The sequence below is a fragment of the Vibrio orientalis CIP 102891 = ATCC 33934 genome (assembly GCF_000176235.1).
GTDB lineage: Bacteria > Pseudomonadota > Gammaproteobacteria > Enterobacterales > Vibrionaceae > Vibrio > Vibrio orientalis.
On record NZ_ACZV01000004.1, the window covers coordinates 1444381 to 1465891 of the forward strand.

Consider the following 21511-nt stretch of genomic DNA (forward strand, 5'->3'; position numbering starts at 1 on the left):
ATGGATGAACATTAAAAAAAATACAAATAACGCACGATATTTCATCGCAATTGGTTTGCAGATCATTCTCCTGTCGACGGCAATGAGTATGTCGTCGTCGGCATTGCATGTTGCTTTGATGGTGATGGCTGCCGCTGTCCCATGGTTTGTGATTCCTAGGGCTGCGCAGAAGGTGCGAGAGAAACAGAGCGATGATGCTTCAGCGATCTCATCGGCTAAGTTAACGCCACCAAAAGAAGTATACCCAGTGCTATCAACCATCTCTCAACAATTAACCGATCCATTGAACCACCAAAGAAGTGTGGTTGACGAGTCGGTTGAAACACTGAATGAAAGCTATTTCGAGTTACAAAAACTCGCCGAAGAGCAAAATCAAATCACTTCAGAGTTGGTTGAGACTCTGCTCGGAAACAAAGACAGCAGCAATGATATTAGCCATGTTTTACCTAAGACCGAAGCCATTATCCGTCAGTTTGTCGATACCTTGGTGAACGTATCAGAAAAAAGCATCTCAGCGGTACACAGTATTCATGATATGTCCGATAAGCTTGATGCCGTTTTTAAACTTCTAGAGCGGGTGAGGGGCCTTTCAGAACAAACTAATCTTCTGGCGTTGAATGCCGCCATTGAAGCGGCAAGAGCCGGAGATGCTGGGCGCGGTTTTGCGGTGGTAGCCCAAGAAGTACGAGATCTTTCAGTGAAAGCCAAAGAGCTTAATGATCAGATTGAAATGGAAATTAATGTCGCGCAACAAACGGTCAACGAAGCTAATAAAACAGTGGGAGAAATGGCCTCCATTGATATGACTGAGGCAATTGAGTCGAAAGAGAAGGTTGATGCGATGCTGCGTGGCGTTCAAGAAGTCAATGTCACGGTTGAGCAAGAAGTACAAAAAATTCGTTCTAGTGGCGATTCTATCCACTCTCAGGTCGATAACGGAATTCGTGCATTGCAATTTGCTGACATTATCGTTCAGCAAGGGGAGTACGCACAAACAACGGTGGGCTACTTACAAGAGTTCGCGCAGACTTGTCAGCTATGGGGACAAGGGGCGATAGATGTAGATGAGTTTACAGCCGCGATTCTTGAACTGCAAAATCAAATAGAAAGTCGGGGTGCACCAGCAGCATCGCAAGAGAGCATAGATGAAGGAGAGGTCGAGCTGTTTTAGGTCTTTCAGACTGAATTACTGTGAGGAAAAAAGTATGACTGTAGAAGCACAAATGGACTCAGCAGCAAAACATATCACGATTCTGATTGAAGGAGCGTTTGGCTTCAATTTGGTACAAGAATTTCGCCGTTGTTATAACGATCGGCAGGAGTTTCGCTTCACCATCGACTTACGTAAAGTTGATTACATTGATAGTGCTGGCTTGGGGATGTTACTCAACATGCACAACTATCTTGGCCAAGAGGATGGCATGATTCGTATCACCAATACTTTACCCCAAGTACGAAAAATTCTTACTATTTCGCGCTTTGATAAGAAGTTCGCTATTGAGTGATAGCTAAGGAGCTCTTATGCATGTAATGATTGTTGATGACCATGCCACCAATCGAGAGCTGTGCCGCTTTATGCTGAGTCATTTAGCTGAAACGGTAACAACTTTTGAAAATGGTCAAGGTGTGGTTGAAGCAATGACAAAGATGGACAGCTTACCTGATGTGATATTGCTTGATGTGATGATGCCAGTAAAAGATGGAATCACGACTGCGCAAGAAATTAGGCAAGCGTTTCCTGATGCTCATATTCCCATTATTTTTCTGACGGTTCTGGATGACCATGCCTCATTTGAGCGCTGTTTAACTTATGGTGATGACTTTATTCTAAAGCCGGTGGAGCGCAGTGTGTTACTTGCTAAGGTTCAAGCGCACTACCGAATTGTCCGTATGCACAATGAAGTGAAAGAGCAGCGCGATGAGCTCAGTCACTTTCATGAACAAGTCCGTTATGACTATGCTATTGCAGAGTCGATCTTTTCCAACTTAATGCTTGAGATGAGCTCTCAGGTTAAAAGTATCTATGGTATCAATTACCTTTCAACCCCATCGACGGTATTCAATGGCGATCTTATCGTGGTTGCGAATCGACCTCATGGTGGTGTCTATGTGATGATTGCGGATGCGACTGGTCATGGTTTACCAGCCGCTATTTCCGCCATACCCGCCACACGGGCGTTCTTTAGCATGGCCGCAAAGGGGTTATCATTGGGTGAGATTGCCCGAGAGATCAACGAAGTGTTGGTGCGATTTTTACCGATGGGAATGATGCTGGCGGCAAGTATTTTTGAAGTACGAGCAAATGGTTTTGAAGTCTCATGGTGGGGAGGCGGTTTGCCGGATGGTTATCTTATCGAGCGTGATGGTACGATTGTGCGCCGCTTAACATCGGATCACATGCCATTAGGTGTGTTAAACACTCATGAGTTTGAGGCAAACATACAGCACTTTAAGCTCGAACCTGACCAGCAAATCATCTGCTATACCGACGGCGTGATCGAAGCGATGAATGAAGAGGGCGAGCAATTTGGTCAAGAGCGACTAGAAAGTGCCTTCTATAGTCAGCAAGCCATTATCCCAACACTTTACGAGTCAGTACGCGCTTTTGCTCACAAATCCGTCGGTGATGATTTATCTATACTCGCCATGACGTTTCCTATCTCTAATGGCAATGCTCAAGAGTCACCACCTAATCAGGAAATCCAAAACCAAATCCCAATTCGATCGAGCTTGAGGTTGGACGGAGAGGTGATAAAACGTGTCACCGTGATGACTGAAGTTCGTAAATTTTTGACCGGTATTTTACATAGTGGAGCCCATCTTGATTTGGTTTGTTCAGTTCTGTCAGAGCTGTTTGCTAACGCGATTGAACATGGTTTATTGCGTTTAGACTCCTCTATCAAAGAAGAGCCCGATGGATTTTTCCTCTTCTATCAAATGCGAGAAGAACAACTTAAAGACTTATCAAACACTGCGTATATCGAGTTGAACATCGAATATTGTCCTGAGCGGGCTCAATTGGTTATGGAGCTTGAGCATAATGGCGAAGGGTTTGACTATAAGAGAAATTATGATGCTCCCGATAAGTCGCTGACTCACGGTCGTGGTATTGTTCTTGCTTCAGAATTATGTGATTCGTTGGAATATTCTAAACAGGGGCGGAGTGTCACGGCGGTATACTCATTAGCGGCAGAGCATCACTTTCCGAGTTCTAGCTAACGTTATTTACAGTGTAAAAACGTCAGGGAGTGATGTACGCCTTAATTTGTCACACTTGTGATACAGCCATTAGAATTATTTCTATACACTCATTCTAGGATGTACATAAGGCAGAATGGCATGTGGGATAAATTTGTCGCTTTTTCTGAGGATAGTCGCCAAGTTGTCGCGAAGTTGACCGCAGATATAGTCGTTGATGGTAACTTTGATACGCGAGGGCTTGATGACGCTCTAACTTCTATCGGAGGTCAGGATTATTTTCTGATGGAAGATGAAGTATTACGCTTTATCAATTTAGCGAAAGAGATGAAAAGCGAAGCGTATGTCGGTATCGCTATTGCTGAAGTGAGAGATGCGTCGGTTGAGGTTGTACTCTCAGACCATGATATGCTCGCCAGTATGGTCGTCACAGGAGCTCATAAGGGCGTACCTCTTAAGGGCCCGCAAATAGTTCATGCGTTAGCCCAGTCACATGTGACGAAAGGCATCAATAAACTGGCTTTGAAAAAGGTGCTCGTGATGAGTCACCAACTCAAGCCGGGTGAAACTTTTTCCCAGCCTGTCGCTAAAGGCAAAAATCCCATTCAAGGTATAGACGCCAAGTTTGTCCCTCTGGTTAAAGATCCAACTAAGCAAGTTCTTGCACCGAAAGAGTCCGAACCGGACGGCAAGGTTGATATGCTCAACCTTGGTGAAACCATCACTGTTTCTGAAAATGATCCTTTGATGAAACGAATTCCCGCAACGAAAGGAACGCCTGGCTTGACGGTTCAAGGTAAGGTAATTCCGCCGAAACCGGGTAATGACGCCATGCTCAAAGAAGGCAAGGGGACAAAAATCTCTCCAGATAATCCAAATCTGTTGATTGCAGAAGTCTCTGGCATGCCGATTTTAAAAGAGCGCGGCGCCGATGTTGAAGATGCGTTATGTTTACCGACTATCGGTGTTGCAACGGGTCACGTTAAGTTTAAAGGGAATGTGGTTGTTCTCGGTAATATTGAATCCGATATGGTGGTTCGTGCGACGGGCTCGTTAACCGTTGGTGGTTTTATAGAGTCTGCCGATGTACAAGTTCAAGGTGATATTGAGGTTGCGAAAGGCATCATTGGGCACAATGTGTCTGAAGACCAATCTAAAAGCTGTATAGTGAAATCAGGTGGATCGATTACCGCTAACTATGCACAGTTTTCTGAATTACAAGCGGCCAACGACATTCACCTTAGTGTTCATTGCTTGAATAATGAACTTCGTTGTGGTCATGACCTTGCGGTTTCAGATGCCGCAGGCAAGCAAGGTACGTTAAGTGGTGGTCATGCCAAAGTCGGCGGCAAGGTAACGTGTATCAATCTCGGTGTTGAAGGGGATACTGCAACCTACCTACACGCTTTTGCACGCTTTCAGATGTTTAAAGATCGACAAGCGAAGCTCAAAGAGCAGTACACACAAGCGCAAGAACAGACCATGGAGATTATTCGTCGAGAGCTCGAGTTCAAAAAGACGCCAAAAGCTGAGCGTACTGAAGAACAAGAGCAAGCATTAGAAGCGGATAAGCAGAAAGCCAATGCTCACCTAGAAAAAGTGAAACAGGCTCGTGATCATCACGAACAGGAGCTAGAGGTGGCACTGGAAGAGTGTAAGGTGGAAGTGAAGAATAAAGTTTACACTCACGTGACTGTTCAATATGGTGAAGAAAAAGCGGTCACCAAGCGCGTTCATGGCCCGAGTGTGTTCAGCTTCAATCAATTTGAAATCAAGTTCTCATCGATGTTTGAGGATGACGATTTAGACCAACAAGAAGTGTAGTTACCTCATCGACGTTGACATGTAGTGCACCCGCGACACGCAGAGCGGGTGTGCTTATCGAGTCGCCCTCGCTGTATTTTACAATAGGCATTTTTAAGCGCCCGGCGGCCAGAAAACCAATCATCTGGCTTTTCAAGAATTAAGTAGCCGTTAAAGCGTTTAATCAACTCAATACGATATTCATTGATAAACTTACTGTCGTAGCCAATCTCAAAGTAATCTAACGCTTGCTCAATCGAGGTAAAGCTGGCGATCTTTTCTTGAATATTGGTTTGGCTCATTGCTGGTTATACCGCCTGTTGCTGAAGCAATTTCCCGATCGCAGCCTTGCTGGTTTTACTGACTTTTTGCATCAATGAGAATGAAGGTTGGTGGATACCTTGTTGCTGCATATCCTCAAGCATTAACAGCCACAGTTTGGCGGTCATTTGTGAGTCCGCTAAGGCGCGGTGAAATACGCCATCGTTGTCGATGTTCATGTAACGAACTAAATCGCCTAGTTTGTGGCTCGGTGCCTCTTGATTTAATCGGCGTGATACCAATAAAGAGCAGGCGAATTCACCTCGATAGTTGCGGTTAATGCGTTCGAATTCCGCATCGAGAAAGCGTTTATCAAATGAGGCGTTATGGGCAACCAAATTGTCATTGCCAATAAAGTCGTTGAAATCAGACATCACTTCCGCGCAGCTCGGAGCTCCTGCTAACATGTTGTTTGTAATTCCGGTATAGCCTTCAATAAAGGAACTGACGCGAAATCCAGGATTCATCAGTTGTTGGAACGTATCGACCACTTGACCATCAATGAGTTTCACCGCACCAATTTCAATCGCGCGATCGCCCATATTTGGAGAAAGTCCGGTGGTCTCAAAGTCGAGGACAATAACTGAGTTCGCTGCCGCCATGAAGTATTCCTGAAAGATAAAAGAGAGTGTCGATTGATGAAAAAATGTCACGCCCAATCAGGGCGCACGCAAGTTTATCATTGATTCGCTAGCAACGCCGCGATTATCCGTATTGACTCAGTTTCCAGTCGCTGAGTGCTTGGATATGTTCTGGCCCAATACCACAACAGCCACCAATGGTTGTTGCGCCTAATTGATGCCATTGTTTGCTGTAGGCTAGGTAATCTTGAGGAGAAAGTTCTCGCATTGTTTGAATTGTGTCGTTAGCTTCATGATCGCTACCAATCGGTGCAAAGTTATTGGCATAGACACCTATTTCAACCTCAGCATTTAACTCATCGATCACTTGCTTTGCTTCTTGAATCGCTTGGGCCATGACTTCAGGGACTGAGCAGTTGAAATACACTCCTTGCCCCCCAGATTCACATACACGCTTTGTTGCTTCTCGGACGCTTTGACCAGAACGAATCGACGCAGTATTGCTTGGTGCGTCTTGCAAAGAGAAGGCGTAATAGCAGGTTTTCGCTGTCTGCGACAAAATGGATTGAATAACATCAAACTCTTCAATACTAGAGATGGTTTCTGCCAACCAAATATCGACGTACGGATCTTGCGCCTCAAACAGAGTACGGAAGATTTTCTCGCCTTCGACAGCATTAAACAAGTCTGGTCGATAGCTGCCAAACGCGGGTGGCAGCGCCCCTGCGACCTTAACCCGTTGTTCTGTTTGAACTGCAGCGTCATGAGCAAGTATTGCAGCTTCTTTAGCTAGGCGAGCACCATCAGATTCGTACAGTTCTTGGCCTAAATGGAACGGGACACACGCGTAGCTATTGGCAATGATGATTTCTGCACCTGCGTGAATGAAATTCTTATGAGCAAGCGCCACGATCTCAGGGGATTCGATCAAGGCTTGAGCACTCCAAAGAGGCTGCGAGAATGGCGCTCCCATGCGCTTTAGTTCTCGACCCATACCACCGTCGAGAATCGTTAATTTATTCATGTTTAAACTTCAAAGCGACAACAATTATGCTGATAGTTAACTATCTTGAAAAAGAGATCAAATGGTTCATTAATAGCGTAGCTTAAAACCCTAAGGCGAGGTGGTGCGAATGACGCTTGAGTAGAGTCGTTGTGGCTATCTAGTGGTGTTCTCAGAAACCTTCAAGATGGCAAACTGTTCACATTGATTGAATTGAGCAAACGCTTGAAGCTCTTTCTCAAGTGCAGATATAAAGGTGTCTGAACGCTTTATCGAAGGTTCGGTCACTAGGTGTAAGACTTCCAGTGTTGAGCTTTGTTTATTTACTTTGCAGTCAGCCCTAGCCACCAATTTACCATCCCAAAGAATCGGCAAACAAAAGTAGCCAAACCGCCTTTTTGCCTGAGGCACGTAACACTCGATTAAGTAATCAAAATCAAATACTACGCTGGCACGTTTGCGCTGAATCAGTAAGTTATCGAATGGAGAGAGGATCTTCGCCTGTCTACGGTTGAGGCGTTTGTCTAACAAACTCAAGGCTTGTGTTGTGGCGTAGTAAGCCTCACCGTTTACCTCAACTCGCTCGATTTTTTTGTTTTCAATAAGGCTTTCAAGTGCATTAACCACATCTGACTTTACATCTTTAAGCTGATAAATCATTTCAGGCAAGCTGCCAAAACCATGCGCTTTGAGGTAATTCATCACTAGGTGCTCGGCATGTTCCTCACGACTTGGCATTGAGGTATCAATATTATCAGGCAGTACACGAGCGGTCAGATCGTAGACTTTATGGAAACCACGTCGCTCAGCAATCATCAAATCTCCCTGCATGTAGAGGTTCTCCAACGCGATCTTGGTTGGCTTACTGCCCCAGCCTTGGGTTTTGTTTGCTTTAGACTCGAAGTCTTTGGCCATGAGTGGTCCTTCCGCTTCGATGCGCGCAAAGACGTTTTTCATTAACTCTCTATCTTTGCAGTACCAATGACGCTGCTGACCGGATTTGATCGCCGCTTTTCTTGGCAAGCTATGGCGATAGTTGGACATTGGCAGATAAGCAGCAGCATGGGACCAATATTCGAACACTTGTTTATCTGCGACAAGTTTATCGAGGTGTTTGGGTTGGTAACTGGGGTTACGAGCCCAAAGCGTGTGGTGATGGGCACGTTGCACCACTGAAATGGTATCAATCTGCACATAGCCAAGCTGCTCAAATGTAGCGAGGGTTCTATAGTAACTGCTCCCTTTGCTGATGCTATTTGGAAGTTGCTGAGAAATTAACGCCAGTTTTTGTGCTTGTGCCAGTGAAAGTGATGTCATGTTAATGCCTATATTCCTTGTTGTTGTTCGCCTTCATGGCTAGCTTCGCTTGTTTTATAGAGTTGCATGACTTCTGTTTGCGCACAAGGGAGCGCGATCCCATTGCAGCTCTCGTCTATTCGTCTTTTCTTGAGGCGAAGAGATAAAAATTGTTCGCAAGTGAAATTTTTCTATTGATTAATCTATCTTTATAAATATTACGAATGCATCGCTAAGTAGGCGGTGAGTTTAGTGACGTATTTATGGATGTAGCAGCGCTGCAGTGATGTTGGTAGGTAGGATGATTGAATTAGCAGAGACGATTAGAGAGTGGCTGTTTTATGGCGAAGCGTCTTTGTTGATGATGTTTATCGGCGTTATTTTGCTTTCTTATCTACTCGAAGATCTCGCTATTGTTTCTGCTGCGGCGCTTGCGGTAGAGCAACTGATGCCCGCCAGTCTTGCGTTGGTCGCCATTTTTATCGGCATTAGTAGCGGTGACTTTGGTCTTTATCTCCTTGGTAAAGCGGCGCAGCGGATTCGTTTCCTTCGCTATCGACTGTTTCGCTATCAACGAGCGAGAAGAGTAAAGCGTCAGTTACGCCAAAATGCCTTTATGAGCTTATTTATTATTCGCTTTATTCCCGGCTTAAGAACACTCGGTTTTTCGCTTAGTGGGTTTCTTGATGTACCCAAATGGCAGTTTTTTATCGCCGTGATTACCGCAACCGCACTTTGGACGGCGGTGATATTCGGTTCATTTTTTCAGCTCGGCAGCAGCCAATGGATTGCGCAAAGCCAATACAGTTGGTTACTGATTCCTGTGGGGCTGTGTCTGATGTGGTTGATGAACAAATTGATTACTAAAACGTTGTTAAGGGGTACTTATGACGCAACTCGCTAACGTTGCAATGGTTCCAGCAGGAAGAGTCAATGCGGGGATGCCTGTACTTGATGAACCTAAGCGAGTGATTTCTCCGTTTGAATTTCTACCTGCTTGGTTTTTTTATACACCTGTTGTCGCTCAAAGTGTCGCATTAAGTCTGTTTCATCGTGATTGGGCGCTGCCCTTGATTGCCAATCCAGCGATCAAATTGAGTGGCATGGTGGGGGAATCGAAACATGACATCTTTCACTCTGCAGGTGAGCATACCAATCAGTGGATTTTGCCATTTGTCACTGTGACTAAAAGTGAGCAATCCATTGAATCGCTACTTTCGCTCGCCAAAGAGAAACTATCTGCAGCGAATTTAGGCTATCCGCTGGTGGCAAAACCGGATTTGGGCTGTCGCGGGGTTGGGGTCAAGCTTATCCACTCAGATCAGCAGCTCACAGACTATATTCAATCGTTTCCACATTCAGGACGCTTTCTTCTACAGCAAAAATCTCACTACAGCGCGGAAGCGGGGGTGTTCTATGTCAAACAGCCAGGGGAAACGAAAGGGAAGGTTATCTCTATTACCTTGAAGTATTCGCCGCGAGTGGTTGGTGATGGCACATCGACACTCAAAGAATTGATTGCCAACTGTCCGCGAGCGGGAAAACTGCAGCACCTCTACTTACCTCGCCATACCGAACATCTTGAGACCGTGATTCCTGTTAACGACGAATTTCAATTGGCATTTGCCGGCAGCCATTCAAGAGGCTCTATCTTTCGTGATGGTAACCAGTTCATTACTGAGCAACTGGAGCAAAAGCTAGATGAAGTACTAGGCGATTTCGAAGGCTTTAACTATGGCCGCTTAGATGTGAAGTTTACCGATATTCAGTCACTCATGAGAGGAGAGAGCTTCGATATCTTGGAGATCAATGGTGCGAGTAGTGAAGCGGCGCATATTTGGGATAGTGACACGCCGCTAAGCGATATCTTCTCAACTTTACTCAAGCAGTACCGTTTGCTCTACCAAATTGGCTCAAAGCATAAGAAACAAGGGCACCAAACGCCAACGTTAGGTGCTTTGTTGCAAGCTTGGCGCGAAGAGAAACTGCTGACTCAACTTTATCCGATGACCGACTAAACCAACACCGGAGCCTACTATGAAAAATGCTCAGCTTTACGCTGCATCACAACCAGATAAGCGACCCGATCAAACGGTACTCGGGTGTATTGAAACGCTTAATCAAGGTTACTTGTTTCTAGAAAGCCTTACCCAGGAAGATTACATCTATATTGCACAACCGCATGTATCAAGTTCGATCGGTGAGCATTTCCGTCATTGGCTGGATCTGTTTTATGCCATCAAACTGGAACCCGACCATATTGATTACAACGTGCGCCGGCGAGGCCACGAAGTAGAGCGCAATCTCCATATCGCCAAGCAGGAAATAAAAGAGCTCAGTGAGTGGTTGTTCCATTTGCCGAATCGCATTTTGAGTCAATCTGTTGCGGTCGAAACGGAAGTGATGCTGTCTCAGACGCACAGCAAGGAAGTCTCTTCAACACTGGAGCGAGAGCTGACGTTTGCCGCTCTGCATGCCACGCATCATTTCGCGATGGCAAAGGTGGTCGCTTCACTGCGTGGCGTGACGTTAGATTCTCAGTTTGGCGTAGCACCAGCGACCGCAACGTACCAGAGGGCCCAATAGGTTATGTGTACATTATCTTGGCTTTACCACGGCAATAACCATTACGAAGTCTATTTTAATCGTGATGAGCAACGCTCGCGCCTTCCCGCGTTAGAACCGCAAAACATGATGATCGACGGAGTCCACTGCGTGATGCCGATTGATCCTGTCGGGGGAGGCAGTTGGATCTCAACCAACGAGCACGGTGTGACGGTATGCCTACTCAACTACTATCAAGGCGAGATGCCAAAAGGTTCGTTGATCAGTCGTGGGTTGATCGTTAAACGCTTAGCTAGTAGCAGTTCAAGTCACAATTTAGATCTTCGATTGATGGAAATGGCGTTGGAGCGTTTTGCTCCGTTTACTGTGGTTTCTTTTGATACTCGGCGTACAGCCAATGAAACGGTGGCTTGGACATGGGACGGCCACCGTTTGTCTCGTTCACGAGCTTTTGCGCCTATGGTCTCAGCGGCGATGCATTTTGAGCAAGCCTCTCAATATCGCTTAAATTTGTTTAACGAGCTGGTTGTCACAACACCAAGCAAGGATATTGGTCGTCTGTTTCACCAAACTCATGACGTTCACTTCCCGCATCTTTCTCCGCTAATGGAGAGAGATGATGCCCGCACTGTAAGTTTTACCTCCGTCATCGTGTCCTCTACTAAACAGGAGATGAGTTATCGCTCCGTGGATGAGGATCGAACGATCGACTTTCAAGGTTATCAACGCTGGCTGCGTTCACCTATTTCTGAACAAGGAATATTTAAATGAACAAGTTATTTGCCTTAATTCTTTCTCTGATGAGTTTTTCAGTCTTTGCTGAAGACCCTGTTTATACAGGTTTTTTTAGCAATAAAGCACTCGATGGCTATGACACCGTCGCGTATTTCACGGATGGTAAACCGGTGAAAGGGGATAAGCAGTGGCAAACAGAATATCAAGGCGCTGATTGGTATTTTTCTTCACAAGAGAATCTCAATAAATTCAAAGCCGATCCTCAAACCTACGCTCCTCAATATGGTGGCTATTGTGCGTGGGCCGTCTCTGCTAAAAACGACTTTGCTCCTGCGGACCCAAACCAGTGGGCGATTGTTGATGGCAAGCTTTACCTCAATTACAACGCAGAAGTTAAAGCGTGGTGGGACGACGATCGAAGCGGCCACATTACTCAGGGCGACCAAAATTGGCCAGCCCTACTACAGTAAATATTCGTTAGTAAGAGAGACGCATTATGATCACCAGTCCTTTTCGATTACCGCGTAAAACGCCCTTTGGATTAGGGGAATCCGTTGTTGAGTGGGCGACCGGCCTTGCTACTTTAGATGCGCTCTATCAGCAAGAAAAACTGCCTGAAAATAGCATCGAATTTATGCATGAAGCACTGGCTCGTATTGGCACACAATATCGTGTTGACCACGGCAGTGTTGATGATATTCCTAGTGAAGGCCCAGTTCTGATCGTTGCCAATCATCCCTTTGGTGGCATCGAAGGCATTATTTTAGCGTCACTTATTTCTCAGGTACGTCAAGACGTGAAGGTGCTGGCCAACGAGCTACTCAAGCGTATCCCAGAGCTTGATGAGCTGTTTATTGGCGTCGATGTATTTGGTGGTGAGCAAGCAAAATCAACCAACCGCCGTGCGATCAAAGAGGCAAATCAACACTTGAAAGACGGTGGTGTGTTGGTTGTCTTTCCTGCTGGTGAAGTGTCGGCTTGGCAATCGAAAGAGCATAAGGTCACCGATAAAGAGTGGAGTAAGTCGGTCGCTAAATTTGTCCGCCATGCTGAAGCGACCACGGTGCCGATCTTCATTAATGGCATGAACAGCAAGCTTTTCTATCAAGCAGGGAAGATTCATCCACTATTGAGAACCGCCCTGCTCGGCAGAGAGCTGCTGAATAAATCGGGTCAAACCATTTCAGTGTCAGTAGGTCAGCCGATTCCTTATGGTGAGATAAAAGGCTTTGCCACCGATGAAGATATTACTCGTTACTTCCGTTTAAATACCTATTTGATGAGTAGCTTTGAGAATGAGAAAACACAGGCGTTGGTGCAGAGCGATGGGGAGACGATTATCGCTCCTGTCGAGGTTGAACTGATTGAACGAGAGCTCTCTGTTTTGGGCCAGTTTCAGTTATTACAGCAAGGTGATTTCGATGTCTATTGTGTGCCGACCGCATATATCCCCAATATGATGCTTGAGATTGGCCGAGTCCGCGAAGAGAGTTTTCGAGAAGTGGGTGAGGGCAGCGGTCAAGCGTGCGACATTGATAAGTTCGACTCGCAATATCAGCAGTTGTTTGTCTGGAATCGGGTGAATCGTGATTTAGTTGGGGCGTACCGCTTGGGGTTAGTTGATGAGCTGATACAAAGCGGAGGTATCGAGTCTCTGTATTCGACCAGCCTATTTAAGTATGACCAGCAATTTGTTGAGAGCTTAGGTCAGTCCATCGAACTCGGTCGTTCAGTTGTGGCTCGTCAATATCAGCGCAATATGCATTCACTCTTACTGCTTTGGAAAGGCATTGCAGCCTTTGTTCAGCGCAACCCCAAATATACCCATTTATTTGGTCCGGTGAGCATCAGTAATGACTACAGCCCAGTAGCAAGGCAATTAATCGCTTCGGTGATGTCCGTTCATTACTATGATGAGGATAAAGCCAAGTTAGTCGAACCGACGACCCCGCTTGAAAAAAGTGGTCAGGAGTTTTGGCGTCCAGATATGTTGAGCTCTTTATCCAAACTCCCACTATTATCTAAAGTGTTGAGTCGGCTTGAACAAGGGATGGGGCTTCCTGTACTGCTAAGGCAATATTTGGGAATGAATGGCAAGCTGGTCTGTTTTAATGTTGATCCTGCGTTTAACTATGCGTTGGATGGCCTTATTGTGGTGGATTTGACCAATGTTCCTGCCCGTACTTTGGGGAAATACATGGGGCGAGAGCAAGCACTGGCGTATTTAGAGCATCATCAATAAACGGGTTTTATTCAAAAGGATTACTATGCCGACGTCTTTGACGCTACCGATAGCCTTAATAGCTTTTGCTGCCAATTCATTTTTCTGCCGGTTTGCTCTCTCAGAGCAGTCAATTGAGCCCGGTGCCTTTACCTTAATTCGCCTGTTATCTGGGGCGTTAACTTTAGTTATTCTGATGAAAATTAAAGGGGAGTTTCGCGGTAATTTCCTCTTGTCTGGTCGCAGTTGGCTTGCAGGCGGTGCTCTGTTTGGATATGCCGTGGCATTTTCATTTGCGTACACTGAGCTTTCAACGGGGACGGGTGCACTGATTTTATTTGGTGTTGTGCAACTGACCTTGATTGCAGCCTATATCGTCTTAGGCCAAAGATTAGGACTATGGGAATGGCTAGGGGTTATGCTCTCTGTTGGAGGCTTCGTTGTATTGATGTTGCCATCGGCTCAAACTCCTGACTGGGGGATGGCTCTGCTGATGGCGCTTTCTGGACTATGTTGGGCTGGGTTCACTCTTGCAGGGCGATACAGTAGTGATGCGCCTTCAGTCTCGATTACCCAAGGTTTTATCATTGCGAGTCTTTTGGCACTCGCGATAAGCCCATTGCTGCTGACTTCGCAAATGCCACAGATTTCGGGGGTGCTATGGGCGATGGTATCAGGCGTGTTAGCTTCAGGCTTTGGCTACATTCTCTGGTATCAGGTTTTGCAAAAGATTTCGGTCTTGCAAGCGTCAGTTGCCCAACTTTCTGTGCCAGTCATCGCATTCGCTGCTGGGGGCATTGGGTTAGGAGAAACCATCACCTCCACATCGGTGATCGCTTCAATGCTCGTACTCGGAGGAATAGGGCTTATCTTCGTTATGAAGCGAGACTAGATCTGAATTAAGCGGAGTCACGCACAATTAGCTCGGGTGGAAGGATCAAACTATATGGTTGAGGGTCTTCTTGCTTCAATTGGTTGATCAGCCTTTTGGCAGCTTGCTTTCCCATCTCACGAGCATTGGAGTTAACGAAAGTTAGTGAGGGCTCGGTCAACTCGGCCTCCTCCACATCATCAAAGCCAATGACGGACACTTGTTCTCCTATAAATTGATCTTTGCCGATTGACCGCCCGGCTCGATGTACTCCATATACGGCTCCAAGAGCGGTAGAAGAGTGATGGCATAAAATTGCAGTGATCTGAGGATGTTCTGACAGTAGCTGCTGGACGGACTGTGCTGCTGACGCTTGGCTTTTACCACACTCAACTACCCATTCTGGTTTAAATGGCAAGCCAAACTGCATCAGAGTTGAGCAATAACCGCCAATACGTTCTGCTCGGCAAAGTGAGCTGCTTACCCCACCGACATAAGCGATTCTTCTATGCCCTTGCTTAATAAGGTGCTCTGTTGCTAGCTTGGCGGCGTACATATTGTCTGGACCCACATAGTCGATTTGTTTATCGACGGAGGCTCGGGAGATGCACACCATAGGCAGGTTATGCTCTTTTAGGTTTTCAACGTTGAACTGTTGGCTTTCACCTATCGGACAAAATGCGATGCCGCCAACGCCTTGTCGCGCCATGGTCAATACACACTTTTCAAACTTTTCTTGGCTATCACCACTTTGAGCAAGAAACAGCATGTAGCCTTGCTGTTCGATCTCTTCACTGAGTCCTGCTGCGACCTCAGCATAATAGGGATCGCTAATGTCTTTTAGGATTAATCCAATGATTTCGCTGGAGTTGGAGCGTAGGTTAGCAGCCGCTCGATTACGGATATAGCCCAACTCTTCAACCGCTGAAGTTACTTTTTCGATAGTGTCAGGAGAGATCCTTCCCTTATTGCCCAATACCATTGAAACGGTAGTGACAGAGACTCCTGCGTGTTTAGCGACTTCTGTAATGGTCACTTTTTTTGACGACATAGATTCACTTTATGGATTAGAAAAACGTTTTATCAGGAAACTTTACCCCTATTAGCCTGATTTTAAAAGCCCCACTTTGAACATGGAAAAACTTGTTTAACTCGATCACAGAAATTTTGGTAAAACGTTTTATCAAGAATTTTAGCGGCGTATATTGAGCGCATAAATACAAAACTTCATGCACACACCTCGTTATGTGTATGAGCCCTACAAGTTCTCAAGTTTCGGAGACGCAATATGTCTAATACCAATAAATCGACTATGTGGGAGTTCTTGCAAAGCCTCGGCAAGACATTCATGTTACCAGTCGCTCTACTCGCATTTTCAGGCATCCTGCTCGGTGTGGGTAGTTCATTCTCTAGCGCTGCGATTAAAGAAGCTATCCCTTTCCTAGACAACACCTTGCTTCAATATCTGTTCATGTGGATGACTAAGATAGGGCTGGTCGCCTTTATTTATCTACCTGTGATGTTCGCCATCGCAATTCCTCTTGGTTTAGCACGAGAAGAAAAAGGTGTCGCGGGTTTTGCGGGTTTCGTTGGATATGCAGCATTCAACTTAGCAATCAACTTTTTCTTAACCGTTGCAGGTGTACTCGGTGATGAAGCGCAGCGTTCAGCGTACGGCGTGAAAAGCATTATTGGTATTGAATCCATCGACACTGGGATTCTAGGTGCCGTGATGGTCGGTATCATCGTGGCTAAGCTTCACCTACGTTATTACACATTTAAAATGCCAGATGCGTTAGCCTTCTTTGGTGGTGCGCGTTTCGTACCAATCATTTCTGCAATCGTATTGGGTGTGGTTGGCGTCTTCATTCCGTTTGTGTGGCCTTACTTCGCGGCTGGTATCAACGGTATTGGCTATGCGATTGCAGGAGCGGGTGATTTTGGCCCAATGCTATTCGGTACTGGTGAGCGACTACTACTGCCTATCGGTCTTCATCATATCTTAGTGGCTCTGATTCGTTTCACCGAAGCAGGCGGTACGATGGAAGTGTGTGGTCAAACGGTCTCTGGGGCGCTGAACATCTTCTACTCTGAGCTTTCTTGTCCTGATACCACTGCATTTACCCCAGAAGTGACGGCTTTCTTATCACAGGGCAAAATGCCAACTTTCCTTGGTGGCCTACCGGGTGCAGCATTAGCAATGTACCACTGTGCTCGACCTGAAAATCGCTCGAAAATCAAAGCGCTACTTATCTCTGGTGTTGTTGCTTGTGTAGTGGGTGGTATTACTGAGCCTCTAGAATTCTTGTTCCTGTTTGTTGCCCCAGTGCTTTACTTCATCCATGCCATCTTAACCGGTGTTGGCTTTATGGTGATGGGAATGTTGGATGTCACAATCGGTAATACCGACGGCAATATCATCGACTTCTTAGTCTTCGGTGTTCTGCAAGGCACAGCAACCAAATGGTACTTGGTGCCTCTCGTTGCTGGTATTTGGTTTGCGGTTTACTACTCAGTGTTCAAGTTTGCAATCACTAAATTCAACCTTAAGACTCCAGGGCGCGAAGTTGATACAGCGGAAGTGGATAAAGAGCTCGAAGCGGCATTTATCAATGAGTCTGGTAAAGGTGCGGCAGTGTTAGCGGCGCTGGGTGGCAAAGAGAATATCACCGCACTAGATAACTGTATTACTCGCCTACGTATGTCAGTGAACGATATGAGCTTAGTCGACGACGCTAAACTAAAAGCACATGGCGCTTTAGGTGTGGTGAAGTTGGATGAGCATAACCTGCAAGTGGTGATAGGTACCCAAGTTCACCTAGTCAAAAACGAAATGCAAGCGATTATGTCAGCAAGCTGATTGTTGCCTTAGATATTTGCTTCTCCCTCGGTACGCTCCTTCTCCCCCAAGTGCCGAGGGACTTTTAACCTTGGGATAATACACATGACGCAAGAATTCGATTTTGACACTCCAATTGATCGCACAGGGACATATTGCACTCAATGGGACTATGTTCAAGACAGATTTGGCAAATCAGGATTGCTGCCATTTACGATTTCAGATATGGATTTTGCCGCACCTCAACCAGTGTTAAACGCACTAAAGCAACGCTTAGAACACCCAGTGTTAGGCTATAGCCGTTGGAATCATGATGATTTTAAAGGCGCTATTAGTGACTGGTATCAGTCCCGCTTTCATTGCCATATAGAGAAAGACAGTTTGGTCTATGGGCCTTCGGTTATCTATATTGTATCGAAGCTGATTGAGCAATGGTCAACACTGGGGCAAGGAGTGATCTTTCACACTCCAGCTTATGATGCCTTTGACAAAATGATTGAGGGGCAAGGAAGGAAGTGTATTCGTTCACCGTTAATCAAAGAGAAGCATCGATTTGAAATCAATTGGCAAGACTTAGAGCACAAGCTGTCGGATAGCAACAATACGGTGCTATTGCTCTGTAGCCCTCATAACCCAACGGGGAGAGTATGGAGCAGAGATGAGCTAGAGAGGCTCGCTCGTTTATGTGAAAAGTATGGGGTTAAGGTAATCTCTGATGAGATCCACATGGACGTTAGCTTCAAACCACATACGCCTTATACCGGTTTTGGCAACTCCTCTGATTGGGCATTGGTCACTTCGGCGTCGAAGTCATTCAACATACCGGCTCTTAATGGGGCTTATGTGTTGATCCCATGTCAAAATGCCAGAGCGAACTACTTACATAAGCTGAAAGAAGTTGATGGGCTTTCTTCTCCTTCAATTCTAGGTGTGCTGGCGATGATGGCTGCCTACAGCGAGGGTGAACCGTGGCTCAATGCACTCAATCAATATGTACACGCTAATCATGAATATGTGAAAGCGACGCTAGAACAAGCTTTTCCAACGCTTTGTTATACCGTGCCAGATTCAACTTACCTAGCGTGGTTAGATCTTTCTCCTTTGAACCTCAATATGTCACAGCTTAATCAGGCGTTAATCGAACACTGCGATGTCGCGATTATGTCTGGTGAAGTTTATGGTGAGACAGGGAAAGGGTATCTTCGCCTCAATCTTGGTTGTCCACGAGCCAAAGTTGAGCAAGGATTAACTGCTCTTATCAAAGCGATTGGTTTGCAACGCTCAGCCATCAATCTGGGAGAGGAGTGACATGTCTTTATTCAAACTGAATAACGTTATCCAAAATTACGCTTGGGGTAGCAAAGAGTCGATTTCAAAGCTGTTTGGTATCGATAACTCCGAGCATCAACCTCAGGCCGAGATCTGGATGGGCGCCCACCCGAACGGTTGCTCACGAGTTGCGTCAACAGGGGAATTGTTGTCGGATGTGATTGCCCAAGACAGCAAAAACATGTTTGGTGACTATACGGCAAGACGTTTTGGCGAGCTGCCGTATCTATTCAAAGTACTCGCGGCCGAGACACCACTCTCAATTCAAGTACACCCAAGCAAGCACAAAGCCGAGGCAGGTTTTGCACGCGAAAATGAGCAAGGTATTGCGCTTGATTCTGCATGTCGCAACTACAAAGATCCGAACCATAAGCCTGAGCTCGTCTATGCATTGACCTTTTATAAGGCGATGAATGGCTTTCGCCCAATCAGTCAGATCGTTAGCTTATTTCAACAAGCGGGTATCGAGAGTTTGTCGGTAGAGGTTAGTGCGCTTGAAAGCAAGCCAAATAGTAATGGTCTGCGTGAGTTTTTTACTGCGGTGATGTCGCTTGATGAGCAGAGCAAAGCCAATGTTCTGGCCGATCTTGAACAAGCACTAAAGCTAGGGCCAAAGACTGCCTTATTGCGTGAAGTGTTTGAGTATGTGGCGGAGTTTAAAAAGCACTATCCCAATGATATTGGCCTATTATCGCCATTTATCTTAAATACGATCGAGCTCGCTCCGGGAGAAGCCATGTTTCTTCATGCAGAGACGCCTCATGCTTACGTGCAAGGCACGGGGCTTGAGATTATGGCCAACTCAGACAATGTGCTGCGTGCAGGGCTAACGCCCAAGCATATTGATGTGGATGAGTTAATTGATAACACGCGCTTTCAATCTACCAATCCAGACAACATCAAACTGTTGCCAATCGAAAAAGAGGGTAAGCTCAGCTACCCGATTCCTGTAGACGACTTTGGCTTTGATATTGTGACGGTTAGTGATGTCACTAGGCAGCAGTACCTGCGCAGTGCTGAGATACTGTTTTGTGTTGAGGGAGAGGTCGTAATTGAAGTCGAGCAACAGAAGCTACTGCTGCGTCCCGGGGACTCAGTATTTATTAGTAATGACTCAGGAGTGTATCAATGCCAAGGCAATGGCATTTTAGCCCGCGCTTACAATTAGGTTTATTGCTCCCAAATAAAAATCCCCAAGCAGATTGCTTGGGGATTTTTCGTTTAAAGGCGTAATCACAAACCCGTTGGTATACAGGTTAACAGCAGTCACCGTGTCTATTATGCTCCGAATGAGAGGATGACGAGTCATGGTGATCGGAGAAAAGACTATGCGTGTGCCAATCCCAATGTTCTCCCCACCCATCTAGGGCATAAGCGCTGCCGGCGGATAGCCCAAACAGGACCAGTAACGCGATCGCGAGTTTCTTCATTCTAGCCTCCTAGCTTTTGGTTTGTTCGCTCAAAAGCATTATGAGTTGTTAGAATAAATAACTGCCTTAACTTTACTCTTCTTTACAAAGTATAGTGATCCTGAGCCAAGCAATGTCACTTGCGTAAGAAAGCTCTGACTTACCAGTGCAAGGTATGTTACTCGACGATGGTTACTTTCTCGATTTTGATGGTGTCTAGAGGTACGTCATCATGGCGTTTTTTCGTGCCAGTCATCGCTTTGCCGATGTTGTTGACCACTTCCATACCGGCAGTCACTTTGCCAAATACGGCATAACCCCAACCGTTATTGGTTTTGGCGGTATGATCAAGAAAGTCATTGTCGTCTAAGTTGATAAAGAACTGCGCAGTTGCGGAATGCGGCGCATCGGTGCGAGCAAAGGCAATGGTACCGGTTTTGTTCTTCAGTCCACGATTCGCTTCATTGGCGATAGGCGCATGGGTTTCTTTTTCGGTCATATCTTCAGTATGACCGCCACCTTGAATCATGAAACCATCAATCACACGGTGAAAAATAGTGCCTTCATAGAAGCCTTCCTGACAGTAGCGTAGAAAGTTTTTCGAACTGACAGGCGCTTTTTCCATGTTCAGTTCAATTTCGATGTCGCCATAGGTGGTGGATAAGATAATCATGATTTCTTCTCAGGTGTAGGTTAACCGGGTGATTGTAGCAGATTTTAATTGGGTTCTGGTTTTAACGCCACGCTAATACACCGTAGTGATATGGGCAGCTTTGCTCAATATCGACGTTTTGAATATTTTGAAAACCGGCTTGTTCCATCCATTGAATGATTTGCTCCGGTGTAGGGCGAATATCAAGGGAAGGGCCACGAGGCGTTTCGATGTCACAGCGCCAATGAATTACGGAAAGGCAGCCTCCAACTTCAAGATTGCGGTGAGCCTCTTTGAGCAGTGCCACGGGGTTTTCTAAATGAAGTAGATTGTAAATCATGACCCCTTGGTGACTTTGTTCTTTTTGGCCTGTGCCAAGCTGAATAACATCCCTGACCATCGCTGACAGGTTGGTAAGTGCTTGCTTTTTGACCAAGCCATTCACACGCTCTACCATTTTAGATTCAATATCAAAGCTGGTTAATTGACCACTTAGACACGTCGCAACCGGCAGGCTAAATGTGCCGTACCCACAGCCAATTTCTAGCCAATCACCGTGGCGATTTTGTTGCGGGATCAACGCGTCTAATGCTTGCTCGACGTCAAAAAAACTTGCCCAATACTGCTCTTGTGGCATGCCACTATCTCGGACTTTCATGTTCCAACCTTCTCGGGGATTCAAGGTGAC

The 21511-nt window shown here is 45.9% G+C and carries 21 protein-coding genes; 14 read left to right on the forward strand and 7 right to left on the reverse strand.

The window, feature by feature from the left end; translation table 11 throughout:
* Positions 1 to 4 precede the first annotated feature (4 nt).
* From VIA_RS09990 to VIA_RS10005, 4 genes are all read left to right on the forward strand, one after another.
* Positions 5 to 1171, forward strand: a complete 1167-nt coding sequence (locus VIA_RS09990) for a methyl-accepting chemotaxis protein (protein WP_004412863.1) — start codon at positions 5 to 7, stop codon at positions 1169 to 1171.
* 34 nt (positions 1172 to 1205) lie between these two features.
* Positions 1206 to 1505, forward strand: a complete 300-nt coding sequence (locus VIA_RS09995) for an STAS domain-containing protein (RefSeq protein ID WP_004412864.1) — start codon at positions 1206 to 1208, stop codon at positions 1503 to 1505.
* A 16-nt stretch (positions 1506 to 1521) separates the two neighbouring features.
* Entirely contained in the window at positions 1522 to 3219 is a 1698-nt protein-coding gene (locus VIA_RS10000) for an ATP-binding SpoIIE family protein phosphatase (protein ID WP_004412865.1), read from the forward strand.
* Positions 3220 to 3339: 120 nt separating this feature from the next.
* Complete coding sequence (locus tag VIA_RS10005; RefSeq protein WP_004412866.1) at positions 3340 to 5022, forward strand: DUF342 domain-containing protein; 1683 nt, start codon at positions 3340 to 3342, stop codon at positions 5020 to 5022.
* A 5-nt stretch (positions 5023 to 5027) separates the two neighbouring features.
* On the opposite strand, the gene VIA_RS10010 is transcribed toward VIA_RS10005, so the two are convergent.
* The 4 genes from VIA_RS10010 to VIA_RS10025 form a co-directional block, all read right to left on the reverse strand.
* Positions 5028 to 5303 carry a nitrogenase-stabilizing/protective protein NifW gene (locus VIA_RS10010; RefSeq protein WP_004412867.1) on the reverse strand — a complete coding sequence of 92 codons (276 nt, stop codon included), beginning with the start codon at positions 5301 to 5303 and terminating at the stop codon, positions 5028 to 5030.
* Positions 5304 to 5309: 6 nt separating this feature from the next.
* Positions 5310 to 5924 carry a 3'-5' exonuclease gene (locus tag VIA_RS10015; protein ID WP_004412868.1) on the reverse strand — a complete coding sequence of 205 codons (615 nt, stop codon included), beginning with the start codon at positions 5922 to 5924 and terminating at the stop codon, positions 5310 to 5312.
* A 103-nt stretch (positions 5925 to 6027) separates the two neighbouring features.
* A complete protein-coding gene (locus tag VIA_RS10020) occupies positions 6028 to 6927 on the reverse strand; it encodes a homocysteine S-methyltransferase family protein (RefSeq protein WP_004412869.1) in 900 nt (299 codons plus the stop codon).
* A gap of 135 nt (positions 6928 to 7062) precedes the next feature.
* Positions 7063 to 8223, reverse strand: coding sequence for a winged helix-turn-helix domain-containing protein (locus VIA_RS10025; protein WP_004412870.1), 1161 nt, complete (start codon positions 8221 to 8223; stop codon positions 7063 to 7065).
* 280 nt (positions 8224 to 8503) lie between these two features.
* On the opposite strand from VIA_RS10025, the gene VIA_RS10030 reads away from it, so the two are divergent.
* The 7 genes from VIA_RS10030 to VIA_RS10060 are packed head-to-tail and all read left to right on the forward strand — an operon-like array spanning position 8504 to position 14615.
* Positions 8504 to 9106, forward strand: coding sequence for a DedA family protein (locus tag VIA_RS10030; protein ID WP_004412871.1), 603 nt, complete (start codon positions 8504 to 8506; stop codon positions 9104 to 9106).
* Positions 9090 to 10220, forward strand: a complete 1131-nt coding sequence (locus VIA_RS10035; RefSeq protein WP_004412872.1) for an ATP-grasp domain-containing protein — start codon at positions 9090 to 9092, stop codon at positions 10218 to 10220. Before VIA_RS10030 ends, VIA_RS10035 begins: the two co-directional genes overlap by 17 nt.
* Positions 10221 to 10239: 19 nt before the next feature.
* Positions 10240 to 10788 (forward strand): hypothetical protein, encoded by a 549-nt coding sequence (locus tag VIA_RS10040; RefSeq protein WP_004412873.1) that lies wholly within the window; start codon positions 10240 to 10242, stop codon positions 10786 to 10788.
* A 3-nt stretch (positions 10789 to 10791) separates the two neighbouring features.
* Positions 10792 to 11538, forward strand: coding sequence for an NRDE family protein (locus VIA_RS10045; protein ID WP_004412875.1), 747 nt, complete (start codon positions 10792 to 10794; stop codon positions 11536 to 11538).
* Positions 11535 to 11972: a YHS domain-containing (seleno)protein gene (locus VIA_RS10050; RefSeq protein WP_004412876.1), complete on the forward strand. Its 438-nt coding sequence runs from the start codon at positions 11535 to 11537 to the stop codon at positions 11970 to 11972. The genes VIA_RS10045 and VIA_RS10050 overlap by 4 nt, the downstream gene beginning before the upstream one ends.
* A 26-nt stretch (positions 11973 to 11998) precedes the next feature.
* Positions 11999 to 13744: a lysophospholipid acyltransferase family protein gene (locus VIA_RS10055; protein ID WP_004412877.1), complete on the forward strand. Its 1746-nt coding sequence runs from the start codon at positions 11999 to 12001 to the stop codon at positions 13742 to 13744.
* A 25-nt stretch (positions 13745 to 13769) separates the two neighbouring features.
* Complete coding sequence (locus VIA_RS10060) at positions 13770 to 14615, forward strand: DMT family transporter (RefSeq protein ID WP_004412878.1); 846 nt, start codon at positions 13770 to 13772, stop codon at positions 14613 to 14615.
* A gap of 7 nt (positions 14616 to 14622) precedes the next feature.
* Here the strand turns inward: VIA_RS10060 and malI are convergent, their stop codons facing one another.
* A complete protein-coding gene (gene malI / locus VIA_RS10065; RefSeq protein WP_004412879.1) occupies positions 14623 to 15645 on the reverse strand; it encodes a Mal regulon transcriptional regulator MalI in 1023 nt (340 codons plus the stop codon).
* Between the two features lie 237 nt (positions 15646 to 15882).
* Between malI and malX the strand changes: the two genes are divergently transcribed.
* The 3 genes from malX (at position 15883) to manA (ending at position 19930) form a co-directional block, all read left to right on the forward strand.
* Positions 15883 to 17454 carry a maltose/glucose-specific PTS transporter subunit IIBC gene (gene malX / locus VIA_RS10070; protein WP_004412880.1) on the forward strand — a complete coding sequence of 524 codons (1572 nt, stop codon included), beginning with the start codon at positions 15883 to 15885 and terminating at the stop codon, positions 17452 to 17454.
* An 84-nt stretch (positions 17455 to 17538) separates the two neighbouring features.
* Positions 17539 to 18741, forward strand: coding sequence for a MalY/PatB family protein (locus VIA_RS10075; RefSeq protein WP_004412881.1), 1203 nt, complete (start codon positions 17539 to 17541; stop codon positions 18739 to 18741).
* Position 18742: 1 nt separating this feature from the next.
* Positions 18743 to 19930, forward strand: a complete 1188-nt coding sequence (gene manA / locus VIA_RS10080) for a mannose-6-phosphate isomerase, class I (protein WP_004412882.1) — start codon at positions 18743 to 18745, stop codon at positions 19928 to 19930.
* Positions 19931 to 20349: 419 nt separating this feature from the next.
* Here the strand turns inward: manA and VIA_RS10085 are convergent, their stop codons facing one another.
* Both VIA_RS10085 and VIA_RS10090 read right to left on the reverse strand, forming a co-directional pair.
* Complete coding sequence (locus VIA_RS10085; RefSeq protein ID WP_004412883.1) at positions 20350 to 20844, reverse strand: peptidylprolyl isomerase; 495 nt, start codon at positions 20842 to 20844, stop codon at positions 20350 to 20352.
* Positions 20845 to 20905: 61 nt separating this feature from the next.
* Positions 20906 to 21481 carry a class I SAM-dependent methyltransferase gene (locus VIA_RS10090; protein ID WP_004412884.1) on the reverse strand — a complete coding sequence of 192 codons (576 nt, stop codon included), beginning with the start codon at positions 21479 to 21481 and terminating at the stop codon, positions 20906 to 20908.
* Positions 21482 to 21511: the final 30 nt, after the last annotated feature.

What these genes read in the sequence shown, in the direction of transcription:
- VIA_RS10090 (WP_004412884.1), bottom strand. Translation starts at nt 21,481, where the DNA reads ATGAAAGTCCGAGATAGTGGCATGCCACAAGAGCAGTATTGGGCAAGT.
- VIA_RS10055 (WP_004412877.1), top strand. Translation starts at nt 11,999, where the DNA reads ATGATCACCAGTCCTTTTCGATTACCGCGTAAAACGCCCTTTGGATTA.
- VIA_RS10030 (WP_004412871.1), top strand. Translation starts at nt 8,504, where the DNA reads ATGATTGAATTAGCAGAGACGATTAGAGAGTGGCTGTTTTATGGCGAA.
- VIA_RS10010 (WP_004412867.1), bottom strand. Translation starts at nt 5,303, where the DNA reads ATGAGCCAAACCAATATTCAAGAAAAGATCGCCAGCTTTACCTCGATT.
- VIA_RS10015 (WP_004412868.1), bottom strand. Translation starts at nt 5,924, where the DNA reads ATGGCGGCAGCGAACTCAGTTATTGTCCTCGACTTTGAGACCACCGGA.
- manA (WP_004412882.1), top strand. Translation starts at nt 18,743, where the DNA reads ATGTCTTTATTCAAACTGAATAACGTTATCCAAAATTACGCTTGGGGT.
- malI (WP_004412879.1), bottom strand. Translation starts at nt 15,645, where the DNA reads ATGTCGTCAAAAAAAGTGACCATTACAGAAGTCGCTAAACACGCAGGA.
- VIA_RS10000 (WP_004412865.1), top strand. Translation starts at nt 1,522, where the DNA reads ATGCATGTAATGATTGTTGATGACCATGCCACCAATCGAGAGCTGTGC.
- VIA_RS10075 (WP_004412881.1), top strand. Translation starts at nt 17,539, where the DNA reads ATGACGCAAGAATTCGATTTTGACACTCCAATTGATCGCACAGGGACA.
- VIA_RS10085 (WP_004412883.1), bottom strand. Translation starts at nt 20,844, where the DNA reads ATGATTATCTTATCCACCACCTATGGCGACATCGAAATTGAACTGAAC.
- VIA_RS10020 (WP_004412869.1), bottom strand. Translation starts at nt 6,927, where the DNA reads ATGAATAAATTAACGATTCTCGACGGTGGTATGGGTCGAGAACTAAAG.
- VIA_RS10040 (WP_004412873.1), top strand. Translation starts at nt 10,240, where the DNA reads ATGAAAAATGCTCAGCTTTACGCTGCATCACAACCAGATAAGCGACCC.
- VIA_RS10060 (WP_004412878.1), top strand. Translation starts at nt 13,770, where the DNA reads ATGCCGACGTCTTTGACGCTACCGATAGCCTTAATAGCTTTTGCTGCC.
- VIA_RS09995 (WP_004412864.1), top strand. Translation starts at nt 1,206, where the DNA reads ATGACTGTAGAAGCACAAATGGACTCAGCAGCAAAACATATCACGATT.
- VIA_RS10050 (WP_004412876.1), top strand. Translation starts at nt 11,535, where the DNA reads ATGAACAAGTTATTTGCCTTAATTCTTTCTCTGATGAGTTTTTCAGTC.
- VIA_RS10045 (WP_004412875.1), top strand. Translation starts at nt 10,792, where the DNA reads ATGTGTACATTATCTTGGCTTTACCACGGCAATAACCATTACGAAGTC.
- VIA_RS09990 (WP_004412863.1), top strand. Translation starts at nt 5, where the DNA reads ATGAACATTAAAAAAAATACAAATAACGCACGATATTTCATCGCAATT.
- malX (WP_004412880.1), top strand. Translation starts at nt 15,883, where the DNA reads ATGTCTAATACCAATAAATCGACTATGTGGGAGTTCTTGCAAAGCCTC.
- VIA_RS10025 (WP_004412870.1), bottom strand. Translation starts at nt 8,223, where the DNA reads ATGACATCACTTTCACTGGCACAAGCACAAAAACTGGCGTTAATTTCT.
- VIA_RS10035 (WP_004412872.1), top strand. Translation starts at nt 9,090, where the DNA reads ATGACGCAACTCGCTAACGTTGCAATGGTTCCAGCAGGAAGAGTCAAT.
- VIA_RS10005 (WP_004412866.1), top strand. Translation starts at nt 3,340, where the DNA reads ATGTGGGATAAATTTGTCGCTTTTTCTGAGGATAGTCGCCAAGTTGTC.